The 26,105-nt window shown below is 52.5% G+C and carries 23 protein-coding genes, 1 tRNA gene, 1 pseudogene and 1 riboswitch; of the genes and pseudogenes, 16 read left to right on the forward strand and 9 right to left on the reverse strand.

The genetic code is table 11. The features are described 5' to 3' along the window. Nucleotides 1–17 precede the first annotated feature (17 nt). Entirely contained in the window at nucleotides 18–317 is a 300-nt protein-coding gene (locus AMM03_RS01935) for a hypothetical protein (RefSeq protein WP_090128777.1), read from the forward strand. 46 nt (nucleotides 318–363) lie between these two features. Here AMM03_RS01935 and fnr read toward each other — a convergent pair whose 3' ends face one another. Continuing rightward, entirely contained in the window at nucleotides 364–1,086 is a 723-nt protein-coding gene (gene fnr / locus AMM03_RS01940) for a fumarate/nitrate reduction transcriptional regulator Fnr (RefSeq protein ID WP_090128778.1), read from the reverse strand. A gap of 206 nt (nucleotides 1,087–1,292) precedes the next feature. Between fnr and hemN the strand changes: the two genes are divergently transcribed. Then, entirely contained in the window at nucleotides 1,293–2,675 is a 1,383-nt protein-coding gene (hemN, locus tag AMM03_RS01945) for an oxygen-independent coproporphyrinogen III oxidase (RefSeq protein ID WP_090128779.1), read from the forward strand. 6 nt (nucleotides 2,676–2,681) lie between these two features. Beyond that, on the forward strand, nucleotides 2,682–3,356 hold the full coding sequence (locus AMM03_RS01950; RefSeq protein WP_090128780.1) for a sulfite exporter TauE/SafE family protein: 675 nt from the start codon (nucleotides 2,682–2,684) through the stop codon (nucleotides 3,354–3,356). 30 nt (nucleotides 3,357–3,386) lie between these two features. On the opposite strand, the gene AMM03_RS01955 is transcribed toward AMM03_RS01950, so the two are convergent. The 3 genes from AMM03_RS01955 to AMM03_RS01965 form a co-directional block, all read right to left on the reverse strand. After that, nucleotides 3,387–4,202: a sulfite exporter TauE/SafE family protein gene (locus AMM03_RS01955; RefSeq protein ID WP_090128781.1), complete on the reverse strand. Its 816-nt coding sequence runs from the start codon at nucleotides 4,200–4,202 to the stop codon at nucleotides 3,387–3,389. A gap of 252 nt (nucleotides 4,203–4,454) precedes the next feature. Then, nucleotides 4,455–4,799: a cell division protein ZapA gene (locus tag AMM03_RS01960; RefSeq protein ID WP_090128782.1), complete on the reverse strand. Its 345-nt coding sequence runs from the start codon at nucleotides 4,797–4,799 to the stop codon at nucleotides 4,455–4,457. Continuing rightward, complete coding sequence (locus tag AMM03_RS01965; RefSeq protein ID WP_090129286.1) at nucleotides 4,796–5,017, reverse strand: DUF904 domain-containing protein; 222 nt, start codon at nucleotides 5,015–5,017, stop codon at nucleotides 4,796–4,798. Before AMM03_RS01965 ends, AMM03_RS01960 begins: the two co-directional genes overlap by 4 nt. Nucleotides 5,018–5,067: 50 nt before the next feature. Further along, a riboswitch (cobalamin riboswitch) is annotated at nucleotides 5,068–5,304 on the forward strand. Between the two features lie 67 nt (nucleotides 5,305–5,371). On the opposite strand from AMM03_RS01965, the gene AMM03_RS01970 reads away from it, so the two are divergent. The 5 genes from AMM03_RS01970 to AMM03_RS01990 are packed head-to-tail and all read left to right on the forward strand — an operon-like array spanning nucleotide 5,372 to nucleotide 10,775. Next, nucleotides 5,372–7,300, forward strand: a complete 1,929-nt coding sequence (locus AMM03_RS01970; RefSeq protein ID WP_090128783.1) for a TonB-dependent receptor plug domain-containing protein — start codon at nucleotides 5,372–5,374, stop codon at nucleotides 7,298–7,300. An 8-nt stretch (nucleotides 7,301–7,308) separates the two neighbouring features. Beyond that, nucleotides 7,309–8,115 (forward strand): ABC transporter substrate-binding protein, encoded by an 807-nt coding sequence (locus tag AMM03_RS01975; RefSeq protein ID WP_090128784.1) that lies wholly within the window; start codon nucleotides 7,309–7,311, stop codon nucleotides 8,113–8,115. Further along, nucleotides 8,108–8,995, forward strand: coding sequence for an ABC transporter substrate-binding protein (locus AMM03_RS01980; protein ID WP_090128785.1), 888 nt, complete (start codon nucleotides 8,108–8,110; stop codon nucleotides 8,993–8,995). The genes AMM03_RS01975 and AMM03_RS01980 overlap by 8 nt, the downstream gene beginning before the upstream one ends. Further along, nucleotides 8,992–10,005, forward strand: coding sequence for a FecCD family ABC transporter permease (locus tag AMM03_RS01985; protein WP_194942725.1), 1,014 nt, complete (start codon nucleotides 8,992–8,994; stop codon nucleotides 10,003–10,005). The genes AMM03_RS01980 and AMM03_RS01985 overlap by 4 nt, the downstream gene beginning before the upstream one ends. Continuing rightward, complete coding sequence (locus tag AMM03_RS01990) at nucleotides 10,002–10,775, forward strand: ABC transporter ATP-binding protein (RefSeq protein ID WP_090129288.1); 774 nt, start codon at nucleotides 10,002–10,004, stop codon at nucleotides 10,773–10,775. The genes AMM03_RS01985 and AMM03_RS01990 overlap by 4 nt, the downstream gene beginning before the upstream one ends. A 36-nt stretch (nucleotides 10,776–10,811) precedes the next feature. Here AMM03_RS01990 and nth read toward each other — a convergent pair whose 3' ends face one another. After that, nucleotides 10,812–11,450: an endonuclease III gene (gene nth, locus AMM03_RS01995; RefSeq protein ID WP_090128786.1), complete on the reverse strand. Its 639-nt coding sequence runs from the start codon at nucleotides 11,448–11,450 to the stop codon at nucleotides 10,812–10,814. A gap of 91 nt (nucleotides 11,451–11,541) precedes the next feature. On the opposite strand from nth, the gene AMM03_RS02000 reads away from it, so the two are divergent. Genes AMM03_RS02000 through AMM03_RS02010 form a run of 3 tightly spaced genes read left to right on the forward strand, consistent with a single transcriptional unit; the run spans nucleotide 11,542 to nucleotide 15,197 of the window. Continuing rightward, nucleotides 11,542–12,750 carry an aminotransferase-like domain-containing protein gene (locus tag AMM03_RS02000; protein ID WP_090128787.1) on the forward strand — a complete coding sequence of 403 codons (1,209 nt, stop codon included), beginning with the start codon at nucleotides 11,542–11,544 and terminating at the stop codon, nucleotides 12,748–12,750. Between the two features lie 12 nt (nucleotides 12,751–12,762). Continuing rightward, entirely contained in the window at nucleotides 12,763–13,575 is an 813-nt protein-coding gene (locus AMM03_RS02005; protein ID WP_090128788.1) for an alpha/beta fold hydrolase, read from the forward strand. Nucleotides 13,576–13,577: 2 nt separating this feature from the next. After that, nucleotides 13,578–15,197 carry an alkaline phosphatase D family protein gene (locus AMM03_RS02010; protein WP_228764528.1) on the forward strand — a complete coding sequence of 540 codons (1,620 nt, stop codon included), beginning with the start codon at nucleotides 13,578–13,580 and terminating at the stop codon, nucleotides 15,195–15,197. Here AMM03_RS02010 and serB read toward each other — a convergent pair. Then, the gene (gene serB, locus AMM03_RS02015; RefSeq protein WP_090128789.1) at nucleotides 15,194–15,904 is read right to left on the reverse strand and encodes a phosphoserine phosphatase SerB; all 711 of its coding nucleotides are present in this window, start codon (nucleotides 15,902–15,904) and stop codon (nucleotides 15,194–15,196) included. The genes AMM03_RS02010 and serB overlap by 4 nt on opposite strands. A 3-nt stretch (nucleotides 15,905–15,907) precedes the next feature. Further along, nucleotides 15,908–19,414, reverse strand: a complete 3,507-nt coding sequence (mfd, locus tag AMM03_RS02020; protein ID WP_090128790.1) for a transcription-repair coupling factor — start codon at nucleotides 19,412–19,414, stop codon at nucleotides 15,908–15,910. Nucleotides 19,415–19,462: 48 nt separating this feature from the next. On the opposite strand from mfd, the gene ispD reads away from it, so the two are divergent. Further along, the gene (gene ispD / locus AMM03_RS02025; protein WP_228764529.1) at nucleotides 19,463–20,236 is read left to right on the forward strand and encodes a 2-C-methyl-D-erythritol 4-phosphate cytidylyltransferase; all 774 of its coding nucleotides are present in this window, start codon (nucleotides 19,463–19,465) and stop codon (nucleotides 20,234–20,236) included. After that, nucleotides 20,233–20,712 carry a 2-C-methyl-D-erythritol 2,4-cyclodiphosphate synthase gene (gene ispF, locus AMM03_RS02030; protein ID WP_090128791.1) on the forward strand — a complete coding sequence of 160 codons (480 nt, stop codon included), beginning with the start codon at nucleotides 20,233–20,235 and terminating at the stop codon, nucleotides 20,710–20,712. Before ispD ends, ispF begins: the two co-directional genes overlap by 4 nt. Before the next feature lie 5 nt (nucleotides 20,713–20,717). Here ispF and AMM03_RS02035 read toward each other — a convergent pair whose 3' ends face one another. Then, on the reverse strand, nucleotides 20,718–21,488 hold the full coding sequence (locus AMM03_RS02035; protein WP_090128792.1) for a 3-hydroxybutyrate dehydrogenase: 771 nt from the start codon (nucleotides 21,486–21,488) through the stop codon (nucleotides 20,718–20,720). 132 nt (nucleotides 21,489–21,620) lie between these two features. Between AMM03_RS02035 and AMM03_RS02040 the strand changes: the two genes are divergently transcribed. From AMM03_RS02040 to AMM03_RS02050, 3 genes are all read left to right on the forward strand, one after another. Further along, a complete protein-coding gene (locus AMM03_RS02040) occupies nucleotides 21,621–22,532 on the forward strand; it encodes an alpha/beta fold hydrolase (RefSeq protein ID WP_090129291.1) in 912 nt (303 codons plus the stop codon). Further along, nucleotides 22,529–24,721, forward strand: coding sequence for a RelA/SpoT family protein (locus AMM03_RS02045; protein WP_090128793.1), 2,193 nt, complete (start codon nucleotides 22,529–22,531; stop codon nucleotides 24,719–24,721). The genes AMM03_RS02040 and AMM03_RS02045 overlap by 4 nt, the downstream gene beginning before the upstream one ends. Nucleotides 24,722–24,779: 58 nt before the next feature. Continuing rightward, nucleotides 24,780–24,856, forward strand: a tRNA-Val gene (locus tag AMM03_RS02050). 652 nt (nucleotides 24,857–25,508) lie between these two features. Here the strand turns inward: AMM03_RS02050 and AMM03_RS14225 are convergent. Further along, a pseudogene (locus tag AMM03_RS14225) lies at nucleotides 25,509–25,637 on the reverse strand (cell division protein FtsZ); the annotation flags it as partial. Nucleotides 25,638–26,105: the final 468 nt, after the last annotated feature.

Consider the following 26,105-nt stretch of genomic DNA (forward strand, 5'->3'; position numbering starts at 1 on the left):
AAACGGAGAAGACAAACATGTTCGCTCAAAGATTGATGTGGATTGTGTGGCCAGCCTTTTTGGTGGCGGGGCTGATTGAGCTGGTGGTTTTTGGCATGTTCGATCCAGAAGACATGCACTGGTTTGGGCAGCAGATGCCCCTGTCAAGGCAAGGCGTTTACACGGTTTCGTTTTTTGTCTTTTGGGCTTTGACCATTGTGTCCAGTAGCCTGACCACGTTGCTGTCCATCTCGCCTTTTGAGGTCAATCGCTGCCCAGTGTCTGTTGACCAACGTCCACCCAATTGCACGCAGGGTGGCAAAGATAGCTGCTGTTAAGCGTCGTGACTATAGGCCGATTAGGCGGGCTACATTGTGCTTAATTTTAATGGCACTGAGGTTGCGAGTTGACCATGCGTTGCAGCGCTTCAGGGTCCAAAATTTTGACGTGACGCTGCTTCACTTCTACAACGCCGTCTTCCACAAATTTAGAAAAGGTGCGGCTGACAGTTTCGAGTTTGAGGCCTAAGTAGCTGCCAATTTCTTCGCGGGTCATGCGCAGTACCAACTCAGATTGAGAGAAGCCGCGTGAGTGCAAGCGCTGTACCAAGTTGAGCAAGAAAGCCGCCAAACGTTCTTCGGCGCGCATGCTTCCCAGAAGCAACATGACACCGTGCTCGCGCACAATTTCGCGGCTCATGATTTTGTGGACATGGTGTTGAAGCGCGGTAACTTCACGCGAAATTTCTTCAATCCGGTCAAAGGGCATGACGCAAACTTCGGCGTCTTCCAGGGCCACGGCGTCGCAACTGTGTTGGTCGTTGACGATACCGTCTAGGCCAATAATTTCACCCGCCATTTGGAAACCTGTGACTTGGTCGCGGCCGTCTTCAGAGGCCAGGCAAGTTTTGAAAAAACCTGTGCGAATGGCGTAAAGCGAGGTGAATTTATCGCCGTTGCTAAACAGAGTGCTGCCGCGTTTGATTTTGCGGCGCGTGGCTACCACCTCGTCTAAGCGTTGCAGATCATGTTCAGACAGACCCATGGGCATGCAGAGTTCGCGCAAGTTGCAGTTGGAACATGCGACTTTGATTGTTTCGGGTTTCATGGCGTTCTCGGTTTAGAAAAATTGACATTGAGACAAGTCAAGTCATTAGCTTATACCTACTTGAAGCCTTTGACGCATCTCAAGCTTTTCTAAAACTCTTTTCTAGGCACTGATTGGCCAAAATTTGATTTAGGTCAAGTTTAAGCGACAGCAGAAAAGGCACATTAAACAAAACCTAGAAATATGACAGCCTTGGGAAACTCCGTATGTCCTTTTTGACGCCAGACTTACTGACTCGCTTTGACGTGCCAGGGCCCCGTTACACCTCTTACCCCACGGCAGACCGTTTTGTGGAAGCATTTTCACAAGCAGATCTGCATCAAGCGCTCGATTTGCGCAACCAGGGTCTGGGGCAAAAAAACAGACCCTTGTCCATCTATGTTCACATTCCGTTTTGTGAATCGCTTTGCTACTACTGTGCCTGCAACAAAATCATCACCAAGCACCACGAAAAAGCGGAGCCGTATTTGCGCTTTTTGGCCAAAGAAATTGAGTTGTACACCTCGTCAATTGGCATGGGACAGACGGTCAGCCAGTTGCACCTGGGCGGCGGTACGCCTACTTTTTTAAGCAACGATGAATTGCGCGAACTGATGTCGATGCTCAAGCGCAGCTTCAGTTTTGTGGCGGGTGGCGAATATTCGGTTGAAGTGGATCCCCGAACTGTCGATGAAACGCGTTTGGCTTTGCTCTTTGAACTGGGCTTCAATCGCTTGAGTTTTGGCGTTCAAGACTTCGACCCTGAGGTTCAAAAAGCAGTCCACCGTATTCAACCTGCACAGCAGGTTTTTGACTTGGTGGCTTCAGCTCGAAAATTGGGCTTTGAATCCATCAATGTTGATTTGATTTATGGGCTGCCCAAACAAACCCCTGAGTCTTTTGACCGCACGTTGAAGCAAATCAATGAGCTGAGACCCGACCGCATTGCGCTTTATGCTTATGCGCATTTGCCCGAGCGATTCAAACCACAGCGGCGTATTTTGGCGGCCGAGCTGCCTGCGCCCTCTAGCAAAATTGCCATGCTGTCTAGGTCAATGGATGCGCTCATGAATGCGGGTTATGTGTATGTTGGCATGGACCACTTTGCCTTGCCAGACGACGCCTTGGCAGTGGCCAAACGCCAAGGCCGATTGCATCGCAATTTTCAGGGGTACAGCACTCAGCCCGATTGTGACTTGATTGGTTTGGGCATTTCTGCCATTGGCCGCATGGGCGGTACCTACAGCCAAAATGCCAAGACCATGGAAGAGTATGTCGACATGCTGGACCACGGCCAATTGCCCATCGTCAAAGGCTTGGCTTTGTCGCGCGACGATCTCATTCGCCGCTCATGGATCATGGCCATCATGTGCCAGGGCCATGTTCAATACGATGCTTTCAATGAAGCCTGGTTGATCGATGCCAAAAAATATTTTGCTGCAGAAATAGAGCAACTCAACAGCTTGCAAGCTCAAGGTTTGGTAGAGTTAACGAATGGCGGATTGCAGGTGACACCTATGGGATGGTTTTTTGTGCGCGGTGTGGCCATGGTCTTTGACAAGTATTTACAAGCAGATCGCAACCGAACTCGATTCTCTAAAATTATTTAAAGCTGAATGCAGACTTCTTTAGCCCTCACGGCTTTGATCATGGGCTTGGCCGGTGGGCCGCACTGTGTGGCGATGTGTGGCGCGGCATGTGCAGGCATCGGTCATGCTGCTGGGGCACAGCAAAATCGTGCACTTGTGTCTTTTCAAGCAGGCCGGTGGTTGGGCTACAGCCTCATGGGCGCACTGGCGGCACTCAGCGTTCAAGCGCTAGGTTGGCTCACTGTAGAGTCTGCAGCACTGAGGCCTGTTTGGAGCATGTTGCATGTGGCTGCAGTGGTCTTGGGACTGTTGCTAATTTGGCAAGCCAAGCAACCGGTTTGGCTTGATCAAAGTGCCCAGCAACTGTGGGCCAAGATTCGCAAACTGAATTCAAACTTGGGAAAAGTTGCACCTGCCGTGGTGGGCATGCTTTGGTCACTCATGCCTTGTGGACTTCTTTACTCTGCCCTGATGGTGGCCGCACTGACCGGCAATGCCTTAGAAGGTGCCCTCACCATGGCTTGTTTTGCGCTGGGCAGTGGCGTCAGTTTGGGCTTTGCGCCTTGGGTGCTATTAAGGCTCAAAACGCTGGGCGATGGCGCTTGGGGCATTCGCCTTGCAGGTTTGGCGCTGTCCCTGACTTCTGCTTGGGCTTTGTGGATGGGCTTGGCCCACGACCAAGCGCCTTGGTGCGTGACCTAGCCCGATGACGCTGACGCTAACTCTGAAGCTTTAGGCTGTGAAGCCTTTGTAGAGCATGTAGGCCGCTAGCAAATACAACACGCTGGCAAACACTCGCTTGAGTTGTTTGACGGGCAGTTTGTGGGCCGCACTGGCGCCCAAGGGGGCCATGAAAACGCTGCAGCTGGCAATGACCACCAAGCCAGGTAACCACAAATAGCCAACGCTAAGCTCGGGCAAGTTGGGGACATTTTGACCCGCCACCACATAGCCAATGACGTTGGCTAAGGCAATTGGAAAACCCAACGCGGAACTGGTGGCCACGGCATTGTGAATGGCCACATTGCACCACGCCATGAAGGGCACACTTACAAAACCACCGCCTGCACCCACCATGCCCGACAAGAAACCTATGACGCCGCCAGCGCCTAACAAGCCAGGGGTGCCCGGCACCTGACGGTTGGGGGCGGGCTTCTTGTCCAAAAACATTTGGGTGGCAGAGAAGCCCACAAACAAGGCAAAAAACAAAGCCAAGTAAGAGCCTTTGAGTGCTGCAAATGCACCCATGCTGGCCAAGAGACTACCCAGCACAATGCCGGGGGCCAGGCCCTTGACCAAATCCCAGCGGACTGCGCCTTTTTTGTGGTGCGCGCGGACACTGGAAATGGACGTGAAGATGATGGTGCCCATGGAGGTGGCAATGGCCATTTTGACGGCCAAGTCGGGGGAGACGCCGCGGTCGCCCAACATCATGGTGAGGAAGGGCACCATGACCATGCCGCCGCCAATGCCCAGAAGCCCAGCCAAAAATCCGGTGATGAGTCCCAAGATGCCTAATTCGAGAATGAGTGTGGGTTCTAAAAACATGTGGATCAGGCTGGGATGGTTTAAAAAAAAGGTGTCTGCAAGTGCCACTGGACCGGCATCCTGAACCGGGGTTCAGGTGGGCGAGGGCAGACTGGCGTTGGGTTCATCTGACGCGAGACGATCACGCTCACCAGACAATGTACCAAGCCCGGGCTCTAAGAGCATTGGTTCAAGGAAATATAAAGCCCAGCATGCACTGCAGACAAGGTGATTGTAGGCGCTGCCGACAATGTGTGCAGGCTTTGATGCCGCTTAGATCAATTGACCGTCTTGATGCAAGGCTTGGTCGAGTTTTTGAAGCAGCAGCTCAAGTCGAGCTTGGTCAGAAGCCTGAATGGCTGCTGGTTCTGCGGATTGCGTGGCCTCAGGTGCTGAAGTGCCAGCAGAAGCCTCTGCATCGGTTTGTTCAAAGGCCAAATTCAGAGCCGCCAACACAGCAATGCGATCGCGGGCCTTGATTTTGCCGGCATCGCGCACCTTGCACATGGCTTGATCGACTTTGTCTACCGCTGCCAACAACCTGGCTTGACCGCCATCGGGGCAACCCAGTAGGTAGCTTTGCCCCATGATTTGAACTTCTAATTGTTTGGTGCTCATGACTCGGCGTCGGTAGAGGAGTTTTGCGGCAAGCGCTCAATGAGGGCATCGACCCTAGAGCGGGCTGCGGCCAATTTGGATTTCAAAAGATCGCGCTCATGTGAAAGAGCCAGCACCTGCTGTTGTAGCAATGCGTTGGTCCTATGCAGCTCCTCATGCCTAAGCAACAAGTGCTCGACGCGATCTGCAATCTGGTCGACGGTGGTGGGATTCGTCATGTCAGATAAGTTGTAATTTGGCACATTGTAGGCTTTGTGCAAGGTCGTATCTTACAATGCCATTTGTTGGTGCTCGAGGTTTGGTTCGCAAACTTCAGTTCAACGGGAAGCAGGAGAGAAGACCCTCACAGGGCGATCTTGACCTGCGCTGCCCCCGCAACGGTCAGCAGACGGGCTTTTTGCCCCGCTTTTGTCTAAACCACTGATAGCCCTGAAACAGGCCATTGGGAAGGTGACAAAGGTTGCTCTGCTTAGCCCGGATACCGGCCAACAAGGTGGTTCGCCCTAGGGTGAGCCGTACGTCCATGCACTGTCGGGGAAGGCGGTGAGGGCACATTTTGTTGGTTTTTATCTATGAATAAATCTATTTGTCTGCGTGCGCGAGCATTCGTGCCTGCGCTTTCTGCTTTGTCTTTGGCTATTTCTGCCGGCGTTCAAGGGCAAGTTATTGAAATTAAACCTGTGATCGTGTCAGCTTCGCGCATGGCGCAGCCTTTATCTGAAGCCTCTGTTGTGGTGGATGTGATTTCTAAACAGCAAATTGAACAATCGGGTGCATCCAATATCACTGAATTTTTGGATTCAGTTGCTGGTGTGAGCGTTAATCGTTTGTTCGGTCGTGCGGGTGTTGAAGCTTCAGTTGACATTGGCTACTTAGGGGAATCGGGATCTCAAAACGTATTAATTCTGATTGATGGTCAACGCGTTAACAGCCTTGACTCATCAGGTAGTAAATTTGCAATGTTGCCCATGAGTGCAATTCAGCAAATAGAAATTCGTAAAGCAAATGGAGGTGTTTTATTTGGTGATAGGGCACAGGGTGGAGTTATCAATATCATCACTCGCACGGATTCTTACAAAGGCGTGAATTTAAGTTTAGGCAGTTTTGGATATCAAAAGCAAGACGCATATCTTGGATTCCAAGAAGAGCAGACGCGCGGTAGTGTTTCATTGATGAGTACCAAAGTGAATGGATATCGACAATTTAGTGAGACTGATCAGCGAAGCGCACAGGTCAGATTAGTCAATAGCTCTAATTTAGGACGGTTTTCATTTTTTGTTCGTGGTTTTGAAGAAACAGCAAATTTGCCGAGCTACCTGACGAAAGCGCAATTTGAAGCCGATCCAAAACAAATTGGAGCTTATCCTGTTTTAACTGAACGTTCGGGCGCTGCGGCTGGTATGAAGTATGAGCGTGCATTACAGGGAGATGACTTCCTATCGATTGATACTTTTCATCAAGAGGTAAAAGATAAAACCTACGACAGCATCAAAAACATCAGAACTTCAATTACGCCAGAGTACAAAAAAACTTGGCTTGGGAATCAATGGATTCTGGGTGGTGAATTTGTCGAAGCAAAAGCCAATACCGACACAAAAAAACAAGTCGGTCAGCAAACTCAATCTCTATTCGTTCAGATGTTCCATCCATTAACCAAACAAATAACGCTGGATATGGGCTTGCGTACGCAACGAGCTGAAAGTGATTTTCAAGTAGCAAGTGGCGCCTCAACGACTTCTTCGACCAATCACAAAACTGGTGGCTCTGTAGGTGTATTGAACCAATTGACGGACATGTCTTCTTTTCGCGCGGGTGTTTTAACTGGCTTCCGTTTCCCTAACGCGGATGAGTTGTACACATTTAATCGGTCAACTTATGCGCTGCTGGAAATCAATCCAGGGGTTCAGCCGATGTCCACGCGCGAATATTTCTTGCACTTTGAACAACGCTATCAGGCGGGGAAGTTTGCTGCGCATTACCGACATATCGCCGCTTCAGATGAAATCGCCTACCAATACAACTGTGGCATGGTTGGTGGTGTGGAAACTTCATGCAACGCCAATCTCTATGATACCCAGCGATCTGTACTTTCCCTTAGTTCAGATTGGAAATTGAGTGCATCTGCAACTCTGAAAGCAAGTGTTGATTTTGTCGATGCAACAATTGCTTCAGGCTCCAATGTGGGTTATCGGATTCCGTTGACGCCCAGGCAAGTCGTTCGACTGAGTTACGAGCAAAAAATTCAGGATTACTTAATGATGTTTTCTGTGAATCGTCGTAGCGGGATGATGCAAGCCAGCGATCAGTCTGCTTCCAGTCCAGAAATTCCTTCTCGTACCGTTGCTGATTTGGGTTTCAGAACACAATTTTTGCAAAATATGTCGGGGTCGTTGTGGGTGCGTAATTTATTCAACAAGTCCTATTACGACTACGCAACTTACAACGGCATCTACCCTGCAGATGGCCGAGGTGTGTTTGCTAATTTGAAAGTGACTTTCTGATATCAATCATGTCGTCCTCCTACTTTCCAGAAAGAATTGTCTGCCTTACCGAGGAAACAACAGAATGGCTGTACTTGCTGGGTGAAGAGGCGCGCATTGTAGGTATCTCTGGTTACACCGTGCGGCCGCGTCGCGCGCGAGAAGAGAAGCCAAAGGTCAGTGCATTTTTGAGTGCCAAGATTGACAAAATCTTCGCACTCAAGCCCGATTGCGTCTTTGGATTTTCAGACCTGCAGGCTGACATTGCTGCTTTACTGATTCGTGCAGGCGTGCAGGTCACGGTCTTCAATCAGCGCAGTGTAGATGAAATATTTTCAATGCTCTACCAAGTCGCAGCAATGGTGGGTCAAGCCGAGCAAGGACGTCAACGTTTGCAGCAGATGCGCGCCCAATTGGACGCTATTCAAAGCGCTGCTGCCACTTTCAAAAGACGACCTAAGGTGTATTTTGAAGAGTGGGATGAGCCCCACATCAGCAGCATCCGTTGGGTCTCCGAGTTGATGTGCATCGCAGGGGGTAACGATTGTTTTCCAGAGTTGGCGCAAATGCCGATGGGAAAAGATCGCATCATTGCCAGTGGCCAAACCATTGTGGACCGAGGGCCAGACATCATCATTGGCTCACTGTGCGGCAAAAAATTTCGCCCAGAAAATGCTGCGGCACGTGCAGGCTGGGAAGACGTGCCAGCGGTGCGCACCCGTCAAATTTTTGAAATCAAATCGGCTGATATTTTGCAGCCTGGTCCAGCCGCATTGACCGATGGGGTGGCGCAATTGCACCGCATTTTTCAGCAATGGGAGGCGAAGTATGCCTAAAACTATTGCCTTGATTCGCCTATTGGCGTGGTGCCTGCTGTGGAGCATCGGCGGCGCTTCGCAAGCCCTGGTTTTGCGTGACGACCGCCAAGTGGACGTCACCATCAACCAGCCCCCACAACGCATCGTGAGTCTTTTGCCTTCACTCACCGAGACCGTGTGCGCTTTGGGGCAATGCCAAAAGTTAGTCGGTGTAGACCGCTATTCCAATTGGCCTGAGCGCATTGCCCATTTGCCACGCATGGGTGGCGGGCTCGACCCCAACATCGAAAGTGTGGTGGCTGCCAAGCCCGACTTGGTGTTGATGGCTACGTCAGCTCGCGGTGCTGCACGTTTTGAAGCCTTGGGTTTGAAGGTTTTGGCGCTTGAGCCCAACACGCATATCGATGTACAGCGCGTGATGCACATCGTGGCCAAGGCCTTGGCTGTGCCCGAAGCAGAAAGCGAGCGTGTCTGGCGCACCATCGATGCCGCTGTCAACACCGCAGCGCAATCAATTCCGGCGCAGGCCAAAGGCCAATGGGTATATTTTGAAGTGGGTCCGGCACCCCATGGCGCAAGTGAGTCATCGTTCATCGGTGAAACCTTGCTTCGATTGGGGGCTCGCAATATCTTGCCAGCGTCCTTGGGACCTTTTCCCAAAATCAATCCTGAGTTTGTGGTCAAAGCGCAGCCCGACCTCATCATGGTGGGCGATAGCAGCTTTGCTGAAATGGGCGCGCGCCCAGGTTGGCAAAACATGCGTGCCATACGATCTCAGCGTGTTTGTCATTTCAAAGCCGAAGAGTCCGATGTCTTGGTGCGTGCAGGTCCACGCATGGATGAAGCTGCCCGGTTGATGGCTCAGTGTTTGATCAGCAAAGCAAGGACCAACCCATGACACAAGGCTTTGCGACATGGTCGCCTGGTCGCTTGACAGCGTTGTTGATGATCCTGAGTGTCATCGGTATCGCATTGGGAAGTGCCGTGGGAAGTGCTGGCTTAGAGAGCTTGATGTTGGCTATGCGGGATGACGTTGCTTGGCAAATTGTGTGGGACATTCGTTTGCCGCGCAGCATCGGTGCTTTTGCAGCGGGTGCTTTGCTTGGCTTGGCTGGCGCTTTGGCGCAAGGCTTGTTCCGTAACCCTTTGGCGGATCCGTATTTGCTGGGAAGCGCATCAGGTGCCTCGCTGGGCGTGGCGACTGCGCTTGCGCTGTTTGGTGGCAATCCGTTCGCCACTGAGTTGTTGGTGCGTGTGGGTTTAACTGGCGCGGCCTTTTTTGGCGCTGTATTGGCTGTGCTTCTTACGCTAGTGCTTGCACGTGGCGTGCAGCACACTCTGCGCTTGTTGTTGGCAGGCGTCATTGTGGGTGTGGTATTGGGCGCATTAACGTCTCTGGTGACCTTGTTGCGTCCGGATGTTTTGCAAGGCATGCAAGGATTTTTATTGGGTTCAACCAGTTTCATCGGCTGGACTTCTGGCTTCTTGATGTTGGTCATCCTTCTCATTTGTTTAGTGGCAGCATTTTTTTTGAGCCGTGTGCTTGATGCACTTAGCTTGGGTGAAGCTACTGCAGTCAGCTTGGGTTTGCCAATTGCACCGATGCGAGTGGTGCTAGTGTGTGTCTTGGCTTTGGCGACGGGTACAGCCGTGGCGCAAACTGGTTTGGTTGCGTTTGTAGGCCTCGCCGCTCCACATTTGGTTCGATCTGTAGTTAAGACTCCGTACAACTGGATGGTGTTGCTGTCTTCATTGATGGGGGGTGTTTTGTTGCTTGCAGCTGACTTGTTGGCTCGCATGCTCATGGCGCCACAAGAAATGCCTGTGGGTGTATTGACTGCTGTTTTGGGCGGTGGGTATTTGCTATGGCTGATGTATCGCAGCCAAGCCATGAGGGCAGTGTCATGAGTCTGCCAAAGATGGCCTTGCGTGCTACTGACTTGCATGTTTCCCTGTTGGGCAACGAAGTTTTGCGCGGTGTCGAAGTGTCGTTTTCAGAAGGGCGTTGGACCAGCATCGTTGGCCCCAATGGCGCAGGCAAATCGACCTTGCTTAAAGCCTTAGCAGGTTTGTTGTCAGCCAGTGGTCAAATCCATTTCTTTGATCAAGAATTGATGACTGTGGACCGCAAGTTGCGCGCACAACAAATGTCTTGGTTGGGACAAAACGAAACGGCCTCAGAGGACATGACCGTGTGGGATGTTGCCATGCTAGGCCGCTTGCCGCATCAAGACTGGTTGGCTGCGCCCAATGCGTACGACCATGCTGTGGTGGAAACAGCCTTGAAAGCCACCCAAGCTTGGGACTGGCGATGGCGCTCTATTGGCCAGCTCTCTGGAGGTGAGCGTCAAAGAGTGTTGTTGGCACGTGCCATGGCGGTTCAAGCGAAAGTCTTGTTGATGGACGAACCCCTTTCCAACCTCGACCCACCACACCAAGTGGACTGGCTGGAACAAGTGCGTTGTCTGACGTCACAAAACACCACCGTGATCAGCGTGTTACATGAAATCGGCATGGCACTTCATGCAGACGACATGGTGGTCATGCAATCAGGGCGTGTTGTTCACCAAGGCGCTTGTGCAGAGGCTTCTACACACCGCGCAGTTGAAGCTGTTTTTGATAATCGCATGGCTATTCATTCGCTGCAAGGTCAGTGGGTGGCCTTGTCTCGGATTTAATTTGACCAAGTCCTTAGAGTTGGGGTGGTTTGAAACTTAAGGATGAGGCGTTTTGGATTTGAAGCTACAAAAATCTGAAACTCCACATTGCCAACACATGGGCTTGCGCGCCTGACACACATAGCGCCCATGCAAAATAAGCCAGTGGTGCGCATCCACCAAATACTTTTCTGGAATTCGTTTTAAAAGTTTGAGCTCCACTTGCAGTGGGTTTTTGCCAGGCGCTAAGCCTGTCCGGTTGCCTAACCTAAAGATATGCGTGTCCACAGCCATAGTGGGTTCGCCATAAGCCACATTCAAAATCACATTGGCTGTTTTGCGACCCACGCCTGGCAAGGCTTCCAATGCTTCACGTGATCGCGGCACTTGACCGCCATGCTGCTCAATCAAAATTTGGCAAGTCTTAAGCAGGTTGCTGGCTTTGTTTCGATACAAGCCAATGGTCTTGATGTAGCTCTCGAGGCCGTCTTGCCCCAAGGCCAAAATGGCGGCGGGCGTGTTGGCCACCGGGAAAAGCTTTCGCGTGGCTTTGTTAACGCCCACATCGGTGGCCTGAGCCGACAGCAGCACCGCCGCCAGCAGTTCAAACACGTTGGTGTAAGCCAATTCTGTGGTGGGGAGGGGGTTGGCTTCTTTCAGGGTCTGAAAAAAGAGTTCGATGTTGTGTGCGTTCATGAGGGAAAATATCAGCAAAATGGCCCAATGACCGGATCAATTCCAGTCAAAATAGCTGTCTGAAATTAAAGAGTTTTGTGGAAGATACACCATGTCCTTGCAATTTGCCGATCGTTTGAACAATGTCGAAACCTCTGCCATTCGGGAGTTGTTCAAACTTCTGGGCAAGCCCGGCATCATCAGCTTTGCCGGCGGCTTCCCAGACAGCGCCATGTTCGATGTGGAGGGCATTCGCGAAGCCTCCTCTTTGGCCTTGTCCCAAGAGCCAGGTGCCGCACTTCAGTATGGCGCCACAGAAGGCTACGGCCCCCTGCGCGAACAGTTGGCGCACTTCATGGGGCAGAAGGGCGTGCAAGGCATCACCCCCGAGCAACTCATTGTGACCACGGGCAGCCAACAAGCGCTAGACCTCATTGGCAAAACCATGATCAGCCCTGGCGACAAAGTGATCGTGGAAGGCCCCACGTTCTTGGCCACCATTCAGTGTTTCAGGTTGTATGGCGCCCAGCTTATTTCTGCGCCTGTCGATGGCAACGGAGTAGATACCGATGCGCTTGAAAAACTCATTGCAGAACACAAGCCCAAGTTTGTGTATGTCATTCCTACCTTTGGCAACCCTACAGGCGCATTGCTCAGCTTAGAGCGCCGCAAAAAGTTGCTTGAGTTGGCCGTCAAATACCAAACCCTGATGGTCGAAGACGATCCTTATGGCGACTTGTATTTCAAAGATGCGCCACCACCCAGCTTGTTGGCTTTGAGCACACAAGTGCCAGGCAGCCGCGAGTGGTTGGTGCACTGCGGTTCTTTGTCCAAGGTCTTAAGCCCTGGCTTGCGTGTGGGTTGGATGATTGCACCACCCGAGCTTTTAAGCCGCGCCGTCATGTGCAAGCAATTTAGCGATGCTCACACCAGTACTTTTGCACAGGCCACTGCCGCTCAATATTTAAAAGCGGGCCGCATGCCTGCCACCTTAGACAATGTGCGCAAGGTCTATGCGGTGCGCGCTCAAACCATGTGCGATGCGCTGCGCAAAGATCTGGGCGATGCCATTTCGTTTGTGCAACCGCAAGGCGGCTTGTTTGTGTGGGCCAGCCTCACGGGCGCTGGCGGCAAAGTCAAAGATGGCAATGCCTTTGCCAAGATGGCCATCGACAAAGGCGTGGCCTTTGTGCCAGGCGCACCGTTCTATTGCCAAAACCCAGACCTCAGTACCTTGAGGTTCAGTTTTGCTACGGTGGGCGAGGACAAAATTTTGGAAGGTGTCGATCGGCTGAAGCAAGCCATGGCCACCTCAGCCTAACAGGCTTGAATCATGCTCAATATTCAAGGCGTTGACATCCACATTGAAGGCAACGGCCCTGAAACTTTGGTCATGTTGCATGGCTGGCCCGATACGCTGGCACTTTGGGACCATACGGTTCTAGCCCTGCGCGACACCCACCAATGCGTTCGCTTTACCTTGCCTGCCTTTGATGCCAATGCACCTGTGCCGCCTAAGTCATTGCTTGAAATGGTGGCCTTCATTCACGAGGTGGTTCAGCAGGTCAGCCCTCAACAACCTATCACGCTGGTGTTGCACGATTGGGGTTGTGTTTTTGGTTACGAATACGCGGCCACTTATCCAGATCGCGTCAGCCGCATGGTGGCGGTCGATGTGGGAGATCACAACTCCAGAGCGCTCAATGCATCTTTAACTGCAAAAGCCAAATGGGCCGTGTTCAGTTACCAAATTTGGCTGGCCATTGCTTGGCAAATTGCCAACAGCTTGGGTTCAATGGGTCATGCGTTGGCCAATCGAATGACGCGCTACATGGCCAAGGCCCTTAGGTGCCCCAGTCCGTTGCAACATATGCACGTTGGTATGAACATACCCTATGCCATGAAGTGGATGGGCACGCTAGAAGGCTTTGGTTTGGCTTGTAATGCACTCAAAATTTTGCCTACAGCTAGGCCCATGCTTTACATCTATGGCAAACGCAAACCCTTCATGTTTCACTCTGACCGTTGGCTAGAAAAAATTCAGTCCTACCCGGGCTCTAGGGTTGAAGGGTTTGACACTGGCCATTGGGTCATGAGTTCAAAGCCTGAGCAGTTCAATGCCTTGCTCAAAGACTGGCTAGGTTGATCTTGACCCACAAAGGCATGCCCTTGCAAAAATCAAAGCCTCAAGCTACCAGGCGTGACTTGCTGAAGTGGTCAGTCGCCGCGGTAGCCCCACTCAGTTATGCCTTGTCATCGGCTCAGACAAGCCTCAAACACAATCCATTTTCTATTGGCGTGGCCAGCGGCTCGCCCAATCACCATTCGGTGGTGCTTTGGACGCGTCTCATGGCAGAGCCAAGCAGCAGCAAGACGCATTTTGCCGATGCCGATGTGTCGGTCAAATGGGAAGTGGCCGACGATGAGAGCTTCAAAGTCAACCGCCGCGCAGGCCAAGTGGTGGCGCTGGCCGCATTGGCGCATTCCGTGCACTTAGAGCTAGATGGATTGCAAAGCGATCGATGGTATTTCTACCGCTTTCAAATCGGGGACGCGCAAAGTTCGATTGGCCGCACTCGCACCTTGCCACACCCCGAGGCCATGGTGCAAAAACTGCGAGTTGCTTATGCCTCGTGCCAGCGCTGGGAGCATGGCTACTTCAGTGCCTACGATCACATGTGCCAAGAAAACCTCGACATGGTTTTGTTCTTGGGTGACTACATTTATGAATATGCTGCAGCTGCCAATCCTGTGCGATTGCCAAAAGGTGGATGGGTCAGCAGCCTTGACGATTACCGCGAAAGATATGCCCTGCACAAAAGCGAGAAGGGCTTGCAAGCCATGCACGCACAGTGTCCGTGGCTGGTCACCTGGGACGATCACGAAGTGTCCAACGACTATGCCGGTCTTGAGCGCGGTCAAAGCGGCAACATCAGCTTTAACTTTGCGGCGCAGCGCGCGCGGGCTTATCAAGCCTTTTATGAGCACATGCCTCTCAGGGCCAGTGCGTTGACCAAATCACTTGACGGTTTGGCGCAAGGGGCTGAGTTGCGAATTTATGGACAGGTGCCTTACGGCAAGTTGGCCAATATTTATTTGCTAGACGATCGGCAATACAGAGATCGTCAAGTTTGCAACAAGTCCGATGGCTATGGCTCGGGCTTTGTCAATCCAGATCAGTGTGAAGATTGGTTCAATCCCAAACGGAGTTTGCTGGGGGCTGAGCAAACCCAGTGGCTAGACCAAGCCTTTGCCAATGCTCAAAAAGACGCTCGACCTTGGAATGTGGTGGCGCAGCAAACCATTTTTGGCCGCCGCGATTTTCGAATTGGGGCTGGATACACCTTGTGGAATGACGGCTGGGACGGCTATTCGGCGGCGCGACAACAGATGACGCAATCGATACAAAACAATGCCCTCAAAAACCCAGTACTCCTAGGTGGTGATGTTCACGAAAACTGGGTAGGCCACGTCATGGCCGATGCCTACAAAGACGACAGCGCCAAGCTGGGTGTCGAGTTTTGCGGCGCAGGCATTACAGCGCGTTCGGCGGGCAATTCAAAACTTCCCGCTCGATTGGCCGAAAACCCGCATTTCATTTTTGCCGACAGCGAGCGCAAAGGTTATGGCGTGGTTGAATTTACGGCCAAGCAAATTCAAACCGAATTGCGTGTGGTGGACGATGTGCGTCAGCCGCAAACCAAAATAGAAACGCTGGCCAAGTTTGAGGTGGAGGCGGGGGTGCCGCAATTGCACCGCAAGGCTTAAGCCAAGACTTCCAGCAAACGGTCTAAGCCGCCTTCTTCAATGGCCACCATGGCTTGCTCGCGCACTTTGGGTTTGGCGTGATAGGCCACTGACAAACCCGCTACGCCCATCATGGGCAAGTCGTTGGCGCCATCGCCCATGGCAATGGCCTGGGAGGGTTCAATGCCCATTTGTGCGCAGATCTGCAGCAGCATTTTGCGTTTTTCATCGCCATCGCAAATGTCGCCCCAGTCTTGGTCCACCATGCGGCCTGTCAATTCGCCATTGACCACTTCCAAAACATTGGAGCGCGTCCAATGGATACCTAGTCTGTCGCGCACATGGTCTGTGAAGAAGGTAAATCCGCCCGATACCAAGAGCACTTTTAGGCCCGCAGCTTGGCAGGCTTTGACCAACTTCTCTGCACCTGGGTTCAGTTGCAGTCTGTTGTTCAAGACCTCTTCCATGTGGGCTACGGTGACGCCTTTGAGCAAGGCTACGCGTCTGCGCAAGCTGTCTTTGTAATCGGTAATTTCGCCGCGCATGGCAGCTTCGGTAATGGCGGCCACTTCGGTTTTACGGCCTGCCGCATCGGCAATTTCGTCCACACATTCAATGTTGATGAGGGTGGAGTCCATGTCAAACGCAATCAGCTTGAAGTGCTTGAGTTGCAAGGGCGGTGTGAAGCCCTTTACGGTCATGCCTTGAAATGTCGGGGCGTTGCTCATGTCTTATCCTTCCACTTTCTCAACTTTGGGTTGCCCCAAGGACCGCAAAATATCTCGCACCATTTGGGCACGCGCTTTGGGGTCGGGCAGTTCACGTTCAATGCGCAACTTGTCGTTACCAGCCAATTGAATGTGCTTGTTCTTTTGAATCAACTCAATGATGCGCATGGGCTCAATGGGCGGATTGGGTTTGAAGCTAATCACGATCACGCCGGGGGTGGCGTCTACTTTGACCACGCCATAAGGCACGCTCAAAACTCTGAGGCGATGCACATCCATCAGGGTTTGTGCCTGCGGTGGCAGTTTGCCAAAGCGGTCCACAATTTCTTCTAGCAGGCTATCAATTTGATCGGGCGTTTTGGCGGTGGCCAATTTTTTGTAAAACGACAAACGCAAATGCACATCGCCGCAATAGTCGTTGGGCAGCAGGGCAGGCGCGTGCAAATTGATGTCGGTGGCCGCTGACAAGGGGCTAAGCAAGTCGGGTTCTTTGCCCGCTTTCAAACAGCGCACCGCCTCGTTCAACATTTCGTTGTAAAGCTGGAAACCAATCTCTAGCATGTTGCCGCTTTGGTTTTCGCCCAGCACTTCGCCGGCACCGCGAATTTCCAAATCGTGCATGGCCAAATAAAAGCCACTGCCCAGTTCTTCCATTTGTTGAATGGCGTCTAAGCGTTGCGAAGCTTGTTTGGTGAGGCCATCAATCTCGGGCACCATCAAGTACGCATAAGCTTGGTGGTGGCTGCGGCCCACACGGCCACGGAGCTGGTGCAACTGCGCTAGGCCAAATTTGTCGGCACGAGAAATCACAATGGTATTGGCCGTGGGCACATCAATGCCAGTCTCAATGATGGTAGAGCACAGCAGAATGTTGTAGCGCTGTGCCACAAAATCGCGCATCACTTTTTCCAAATCACGCTCGGGCATTTGACCGTGGGCCACCGCAATGCGTGCCTCTGGCAATATTTCTTCTAACTTTTGGCGACGGTTTTCAATGGTCTCTACTTCGTTGTGCAAGAAGTAAACCTGACCACCGCGCTTGAGTTCGCGAAGTACCGCTTCGCGGATCACGCCAGTGCCTTCGTTGCGCACAAACGTTTTGATGGCCAAGCGGCGTTGCGGTGCCGTGGCAATGACGCTCAAATCGCGAATGCCTTCTAGGGCCATGCCCAAGGTGCGGGGAATGGGTGTGGCGGTTAGCGTCAGCACATCCACTTCGGCGCGCATGGCCTTCATGGCTTCTTTGTGGCGCACACCAAAGCGGTGTTCTTCGTCAATGACCAACAGGCCCAGATTTTTAAACTGAGTGGAAGGGCTAAGCAGCTTGTGTGTGCCAACCACAATGTCCACAGTGCCATCGGCCAAGCCCTTGAGGGCTTCTGTCACTTCTTTGCCCGATCTAAAGCGCGACACCTCAGCGACTTTGACGGGCCATTTAGAAAAACGATCTTTGAGGGTCTGGAAATGCTGCTCGGCCAACAAGGTGGTTGGCGCCAAGATGGCCACTTGTTTACCGCCCGTGACAGCCACAAACGCTGCACGCAGCGCCACTTCGGTTTTGCCAAAGCCCACATCACCGCACACCAAGCGATCCATGGGACGCGGGCTGATCATGTCTTGAATGACCGCATGAATGGCGGCGTTTTGATCAGCGGTTTCTTGAAAACCAAAGTCGTTGGCAAAGACTTCGTAATCTTGCGGGCTGTATCGGAAGGGATGACCTTCGCGAGCGGCACGCCTTGCATAGATGTTCAATAACTCAGCCGCAGAATCGCGCACTTGCTCGGCCGCTTTGCGTTTGGCTTTTTCCCACTGACCACTGCCCAAGCGGTGCAAGGGCGCTTCGTCGGCACTGACGCCGGTGTAGCGACCAATCAGTTGCAGTTGGCTCACGGGCACATACAGCGTGGCCTTGTCGGCATATTCCAAATGCAAAAACTCTTGCAGAGCGGGCGTGCCGTCTGGGTTTTTCTCGCCCAAATCCATGTTGATCAAACCACGGTAGCGGCCAATGCCGTGGGCGTTGTGCACCACAGGATCGCCCACATTGAGCTCGGACAAGTCTTTGATGAGCGCTTCAACATCGCTGACTTGTTCTTGTTTTTTGCGGCGGCGTGTGGTGACGCCCGCTGCAAACAATTCGGTCTCGGTGACCAAATCGATGCCCGCTTCAAACCAGTGGAAACCTGAATTGAGTGCTGCAGTGGCAATGCCAATTTTTTCGTCGCTGGCTTGAAATTCTTGGAGGTTGTCAAAGGCGGGTGGATTGACGCCACTGGCGCGCAAAAAGTCGAGCAAACTCTCGCGGCGGCCTGCGCTTTCGGCCAGAATCAAAACGCGATTTTGAGAGTTTCGGATGTGCGCTTGCAGTTTGGCCAACGGCTCTTCGGCGCCTCGCACCACAGTCAGGTCGGGCAGTCTTTGCGCCAGCGTGTTGTCGGCGTTGCTCTCAGAACCTTCAGTCGCTACTTGCCTGAGCGCCAACTGCGCATGTTGGTTGGTGCCGCTATAAAACTGCTCAGCCGACAAAAACAAAGCTTCGGGCGGCAATGCCGGCCGCTCTGGGTCGCCTTGCACCAAGCGATAGCGGTCTTTGGTGTCTTGCCAAAATCTTTGGAAGGCGGGCTCAAGGTCGCCATGCAATACCAAGGTGGCGGGCGTGTCAGAGCCTGCGCCCAAATAATCAAATACTGTAGCGGTTTGTTCAAAAAACAAGGGCAAGTAATACTCAATGCCGGCCGTGGCCACGCCATTGCCCATGTCTTTGTAGATGCGGCTTTTGGTGGGGTCGCCGTCTAACAACTCACGCCAACGGCTGCGAAACTTGGCCCGCGCCGCTTCGTCCATGGGAAATTCGCGACCGGGCAGCAATCGAACCTCGGGTACCGGATACAAACTGCGTTGCGTGTCTGGATCAAAGGTGCGAATCGAGTCAATTTCGTTGTCAAACAAATCAACGCGGTAGGGCACTTGCGAGCCCATGGGAAACAAATCAATCAGGCCGCCTCGCACGGCATATTCGCCAGGACTTACCACTTGGCTGACGTGGTTGTAGCCTGCCAAAGTTAGCTGCGCTTTGAGCTTGGCTTCGTCGAGTTTTTGTTTAGTTTTAAATTGAAACGTGTAGCCTGCCAAAAATGAAGGCGGCGCCAAGCGGTACAAAGCGGTGGTGGCCGGAATGAACACCAGGTCGGCGCCTTCGGCTTTGTCACGTTGGTTAATGCGCCAAAGCGTGGCCAAGCGTTCACTGATCAGGTCTTGGTGGGGCGAAAACGTGTCGTAGGGCAGCGTTTCCCAGTCGGGAAAAATAGCGCAGCGCAGGGTGGGGGCAAAGAAAGCCACCTCGACCATCAAGCGCTGGGTGTCGGCAGCGTCAGACGTGACCACCGCGGTTAGGCGGCCTTGGGCTTTTTCTCTTTCAGCCAATTGGGCCAATAGCACAGCGTCTGCCGATCCCATGGGACGGGGCAGGGTGAAGCGTTTTCCAAGGCTAAGCGCGGGTAATTGCATGAACTCCGATAGTATAGTTGGCGTATTGTTAAACATCTTTGACGCACCGTGAATCCACCACCCATCGCAAGCCTACAAAACACCGCAAATACTGCACCTGATGCGGTATCGCGCTGCTTTGCGTTGGTGCCCTGTGCGGGCTCAGGATCGCGTGCGGGCACGGCCCAGCCCAAGCAATACGAACCGATTGCTGGCAAAAGCATGGTCATGCACACCTTGGCCGCTTTGGGGTCTGTTGAACGCTTAAGCCAAGTGGTTGTGGTGGTCTCACCAGACGATTCACATGCGTGGCCCCAAGCGCCAGAGTGGCCCGCCAATTTTCAACGGGTGGCTTGCGGCGGTGCTACACGCGCTGAATCTGTTTTCAATGGCCTAACGCAGTTGCTTGAAGAAGGACGTCGCAACCCAAAAGGTGTTCAAGCTCACGATTGGATTTTGGTACACGATGCCGCGCGGTGCCTAATTACTGCGGTGGAGATCAATCGTTTGATTGACGAATGTCTGCACGATGACGTGGGCGGCCTGTTGGCCATTCCCTTGCCAGACACCTTGAAGGCTGCCGTCAATGGCCGCGTCAGTCAGACCTTGCCTAGGCAAGACAAGTGGTTGGCGCAAACACCCCAAATGTTCAGGGCGGGGCAATTGCATGCAGCTCTAAAAGCCAAGGCCGCCGATCATTTTGAAGGCATCACAGACGAGGCCAGTGCCATGGAAATGGCGGGCTTTTCGCCTAAGTTGGTGGTGGGCAGTCCGCACAATTTCAAGGTAACCTATCCCCCCGATTTTGCATTGGCGGAAGATTTGCTGAGGAGCAGGAAATGAACATTCGAGTAGGCGAAGGTTGGGATACGCATGCCTTGGTTGAGGGCCGACCCTTGATGTTGGGCGGAGTTCAAATACCGTTTGAAAAAGGTTTGTTAGGCCATTCCGATGCCGATGTTCTTTTGCATGCCATTACCGATGCATTGCTGGGCGCAGCCGGCTTGGGCGACATTGGCCAACACTTTCCAGATACCGATGCCACTTACAAAGGCGCTGATTCTGCCAAGCTACTCAGAACAGCCTATGAGCACGTCAAACAACTGGGCTGGCACTTGGTCAATGTCGATTGCACCATCGTGGCTCAAGCGCCCAAGTTGGCACCGCACCGTTCAGACATTCGGTCATCGATTGCCAAAGCCTTGGGGCTGGCTGAATCGCAAGTGAATGTCAAAGCCAAAACAGCCGAAAAAATGGGCCCCGTAGGCGAGGGCCTCAGCATGGAAGCCAGGGCTGTGGTGTTGATTCACAAGCCCTAATTTTTTTATTGCGCGGCCCAACCGCCATCCATGTTCCAGGCCACACCGCGAATGTTGTTGCCTGTGGCCGAGCACAAGAAAACCGCCAAGTCGCCCAACTCTTCAGGGGTGGTGAATTGCATTGAGGGTTCTTTTTCCCCCAACAGCAATTTGGTAGCTTCGTCATTAGACAAGCCCAAAGCCGCGGCTTTGGCATCCACTTGTTTTTGAACCAAGGGCGTCAGCACCCAGCCTGGGCAGATGGCGTTGCATGTGACGCCAGATGTTGCGTTTTCTAACGCAGTGACCTTGGTCAAGCCCACAATGCCGTGCTTGGCGGCCACATAAGCCGACTTTTCGGCCGAGCCCACCAAACCATGAACCGACGCCACATTGATGATGCGGCCCCAGTTGGCTTTTTGCATGGCGGGCAACACAGCGCGAGAAGCGTGGAAGGCGCTAGACAAGTTGATGGCAATGATGGCGTCCCAGCGCTCAACTGGAAAGTTTTCTACGCGGGCGACGTGTTGAATACCGGCGTTGTTGACCAAAATATCGACACGGCCAAACTTCTCTTCGGCAAACTTCACCATGGCTTCAATTTCGGCAGGCTTGCTCATGTCTGCGCCGTGATAGACCACTTGGGCGCCCAATGCGGCAATCTCGGCCTGGGGGCCTGCGTGGTCACCAAAGCCATTCAGAACAATGTTGGCGCCTTGTTTGGCCAAAGCTTTGGCAATGCCGAGGCCAATGCCACTGGTAGAGCCGGTAACGAGTGCGGTTTTGCCTTTCAGCATGCTAATTCTCCGAATGAATGACGTTGGGTAAAACTTAATTATGGCGCTTCAAAGCCACACAGGGCTGACGGCTCCCCGCTAAATTTAGAATAGAGGCTCTTGGCCAAGCCCCTAAGGCAGCCTTGCAACACCATGTCCGAACCCACACTCGATTTTGTTCAATGCCCCGATGCGCAGGGCGGTCACCGCATGGCCTATTGGTCTTGGGGCGATCCTGCGGCCGCGCACGTGGTGTTTTGTGTCCATGGCCTCACGCGTCAGGGCCGAGACTTTGATGTGTTGGCCCAAGCCTTGGTGGCATCGGCGCAGGCAGCCAATTTGCCCCCGATCAGGGTGATTTGTCCCGATGTAGTGGGTCGCGGCAAAAGCGATTGGCTCAAAGATCCCATGGCCTATCAGTTTGCTCAGTATGCGGGCGATATGGCGGTGTTGCTCCAAACCCTGAATGCGCAGCGCCCCATTGAAAGGCTTGATTGGGTAGGCACCAGCATGGGCGGTGTGATTGGCATGTTGTTGGCTGCGCAGGGCTTGCCAGTGCCCATTCGACATTTAGTTTTGAACGACATTGGACCCGTGGTGTCTTGGTCTTCTATTTTGAACATGAAAAAGTACGTGGGGCAGTTTGGTCAATTTCAAACTTTGCAAGAGGCTGCCGATGCCATGTGGGAACTCTCGAAACCCTTTGGACCGCATACCAACGAGCAATGGTTGGCTTTGTCCAAGCACATGGTTCGATCTTTAGAAGCCGGTGGGTTGACTTTGCACTATGACCCTGCCATTGGCGAGCCTGTGCGCGCCGTCACCCAAGAACAAGCCCAAGCCGGCGAGGCCACACTTTGGCAGGTTTACGACGTGATTCAATCTAAAACCTTGCTGATTCATGGCGCGGAGTCTGAACTCTTGAGCCCTGCTGCCGTGACGGAAATGTCGCAACGTGGCCCGCGTGTGCAGGTAGCTACCGTAGAAGGTGTAGGCCACGCACCCACCTTGGTTCATAACGATCAAATAGACATCGTTCGCACATTTTTAGGCGTGCATGCATGAGTGTTGATTTGGCAGACGTGCTGGTTCGTGCAAGAGCTTTTGCCGAACCCTTCTTGTCCGGTGAGTCTTTAGACACCGGCGAGAACATGCTCGCTCATGCGGATGCAGTGGTCGCCATTTTGGACACCATGAACAGCGGTGACGACGTCAAGGCTGCCAGCTATTTGGTTTATGCATGTCCGCACTTGAGTCGCCCGCAAGAGGTCATTGCCAAAACATTTGGCCATGAGTTTGCCTCCTTGGCGGTAGAAACCACCAAGTTGGTAGAAGTGCAAAGAATTTCTCGCGCGGCTTCTTCGGCAGCCCAACTTCAGGACGATCCCAGAGCGCAAACTGAAAACGTCCGCAAAATGTTGTTGGCGTTTAGCAAAGATTTGCGCGTCATCATGCTGCGCTTGGCTTCGCGTTTGCAAACGCTGCGCTATTTTGCAAGTGCCAAAATAGAAGTGCCTGCGTCATTGGCCAAAGAATCTTTGCAAGTGTTTGCACCCTTGGCCAATCGCTTGGGTATTTGGGAAATTAAATGGGAATTGGAAGATTTGTCTTTCCGATTTTTAGAGCCAGACACGTACAAAAATATTGCCAAACTGCTGCATGAAAAAAGGGTAGAGCGCGAGAGCAATATGCTGGTGTTGCGTGAAAAGCTTCAATCTGAGTTGGCCGCGCAAAACATACCCGCGTATGTGCAAGGTCGTCCCAAGCACATCTACAGCATTGTCAAAAAAATGCGCGGCAAGTCGCTTGATTTTTCGCAGGTGTTTGACATTCGCGCCATGCGTGTCATTGTGCCCACTGTGGCCGATTGTTATGAGGCACTCAGTTGGGTGCACTCGCGCTTTGTACCCATTGCTTCAGAGTTTGATGATTACATTGCCAAGCCCAAAAGCAATGGTTATCAATCCTTGCACACTGTGGTGCGAGATGAAGCAGGACGTCCTATCGAAGTTCAAATTCGCACGCAGGCCATGCACGACCATGCCGAAAACGGCGTGGCTGCGCACTGGGCTTACAAAGAGGCGGGTGCCAAGGGTTATGTGGGTGTCAGTGCCAACAGCGATTACGACGCCAAGATCGCCGTGTTGCGGCAGTTGCTGGCTTGGGAGAGGGAGATGTCTTCCGAGGCCTTGAATGCGTCGGATAGTGTGGTTGCAGAAAAAAATACATCTACTGAAGTAGATGGCGCTGCGTTGTTTGACGACCGCATTTATGTGCTCACGCCCAACGCCGCCATTGTCGAATTGCCCAAGGGCGCTACGCCCATCGATTTTGCTTATACCGTGCATACCAATTTGGGTCACCGATGCCGCGGTGCCAAAGCCGATGGTGTGATGATTCCTTTGAATACGCCACTGCAAAACGGTCAAACGGTGGAAGTCACTACGGTGAAGGAGGGCGGGCCGTCGCGCGATTGGTTGAACACCGAGTTGGGCTTTTTGGTCAGTCACCGTGCGCGCGCCAAAGTGCGTGCTTGGTTCAACGCGCAGATTGCCCACGAAAACATTGCCAAGGGCCGTGAAGCTGTCGAAAAGCTTTTGCAGCGCGAAGGCAAGACCGCCATCAAGCTAGAAGATTTGGCATCTGACTTGGGATTCAAGTCGGCCGAAGCGCTGTTTGAAATGGTTGGCAAAGACGAGTTTTCTTTGCGGACCATTGAAGTTTTTTTAAGGCCCCCCGAGCCTGTGATGCAAGCCGACGAATTTTTGTTGCTCAAAAAATCGCGTGTGGTGCCGCCCAAATCTCAGTCGGGTGTGTTGGTGGTGGGGGTTGATTCGTTGCTCACCCAATTGTCCAAATGCTGCCGGCCTGCGCCCCCCGATTTGATCTGCGGTTTTGTCACGCGCGGCAAGGGCGTCAGCATTCACCGTGCAGACTGCCATCAGTTTCAGGGGCTTTTGGCCAAGCATGGCGAGCGGGTCATTGAGGTCCGTTGGGGCTTGCAAAAACCAGGTCAAACTTTGTTGTATCCGGTCGAGGTTTCAGTAGAAGCTTCTGATAGACCGGGCCTTCTGCGCGATATTTCTGAGGTCTTTGCCAAGGAGAAAATGAATGTGGTGGGGGTTCAAACCCGGTCGGTTAAGGGTTCGGCTTGGATGACCTTCACGGTGGAGGTGGCCGATGCTTCTCTCTTAAAAAGGGTGATGCAGATCGTTAAATCCGTGTCTGGGGTGGGTTTGGTCAAACGCAATTAAGGTTCAGGGCAGGGGAAATTAACGCTTTTTTTGATGCTACAATGCGGGCTGAATTTGTAGGCGCGTAGCTCAGCTGGTTAGAGCACCACCTTGACATGGTGGGGGTCGTTGGTTCGAGTCCAATCGCGCCTACCAACATTCTTCTGTACATCAAGCACCTAGTGGCAACACTCGGTGCTTTTTTAATTAAATGGGGTCAGATCAACATTAATTTCCAATCTAAAGGGCAAAAGGCAAAGGGGGGCTTCCTCATACTGGAGTACCAGAAATCGTTCAGCCCCCCTTTGCCTTTTGCCCTTTAGATTGACAAAAATTAATGTTGATCTGACCCCATTTAATTATTTCCCCCCCCCAAAAAAAGTCAGTTGATGACGATCAAGTTGCCCTCGATCAGCATCTGCGCACGTTCTTGCATTTCCTCTGTGGCCAGTTTCAGTTGACTTCTTAGCAAGCGCTTTGCGTGTTTATCGAGCAAACCCGATTGTTCAATATCGCCAAACAACCAATTGAACAGAAGTGCCCAGCTTATGGCGCTGTCTTTAGTGACTTTGGTTAGATCAATGATGACGGCAGCATAGTTGCTGGGCATGTTGAGCTTCAGCGTTTGCTGTAAGGCTATGCGGAACGATGTTGCTTGCAATGCGGCTGTGTTCAAGGCCATGGCGATGTCTACTCTTGTGGCTTCTGATGGGGCTGTTTTTAAAGTGCTATCCTCATTTTTCAGAGTGGCGGTTTGAACTGGCTTTGATGTAGTTTTTGAACTTCGAATCATTTCATCCAAAGTTGGAGCTTGCTTGCGCAAAAAGGCTGGAATTTCAATGTCGTCCATTCCCGCAGAGGCCATGCCGTCTACTTTGGATGCGGCTTGTGTGCGGTTGGTGCGCCACACACTGGGGGTATTCAGGCGGCCATAATCGCCGCCTAAGCTTGAAGCGGACAAGCTGTCGGAAATCTCAAAGGGTTCTGAGTGACAACTCATTCGCATGACAGACAAGACGGGCGCTGCTCGTGTGACAGAACCATACCCACCAAACCCAGCCGCCTGCATTTGCGCCACTTGTTGTAACTGAGGCAAACCATCTGCCTTGTTTTCTTCAGCACGTTCGTGCAGCAAGAACAGATTGGTGTGTTGGGTCACCAACTGGTATTTCATGGCCAAGGACTGGGCCAGTTTGGTGTCCGCTTTGCTTTCTGTGAGTTCGCCTATTTGAGCTGCTGCGCAAAGCCTTGCCACTATGCCTTCGGTATCCCAAGTGATGCTGGTGGGTTTGGCGCTGCTGACTTCTTGCTCAACTTCTTTGACCAAAGTTTTGCAAATGAGGACAGGGGGCTTTTCTGTTTTAGCGGGCAGTCGGGCAAACAAGTGGACCGTTTCGCCATCGAT

The sequence above is a fragment of the Limnohabitans sp. Rim11 genome, from assembly GCF_001269365.1.
Lineage (GTDB): Bacteria > Pseudomonadota > Gammaproteobacteria > Burkholderiales > Burkholderiaceae_C > Limnohabitans_A.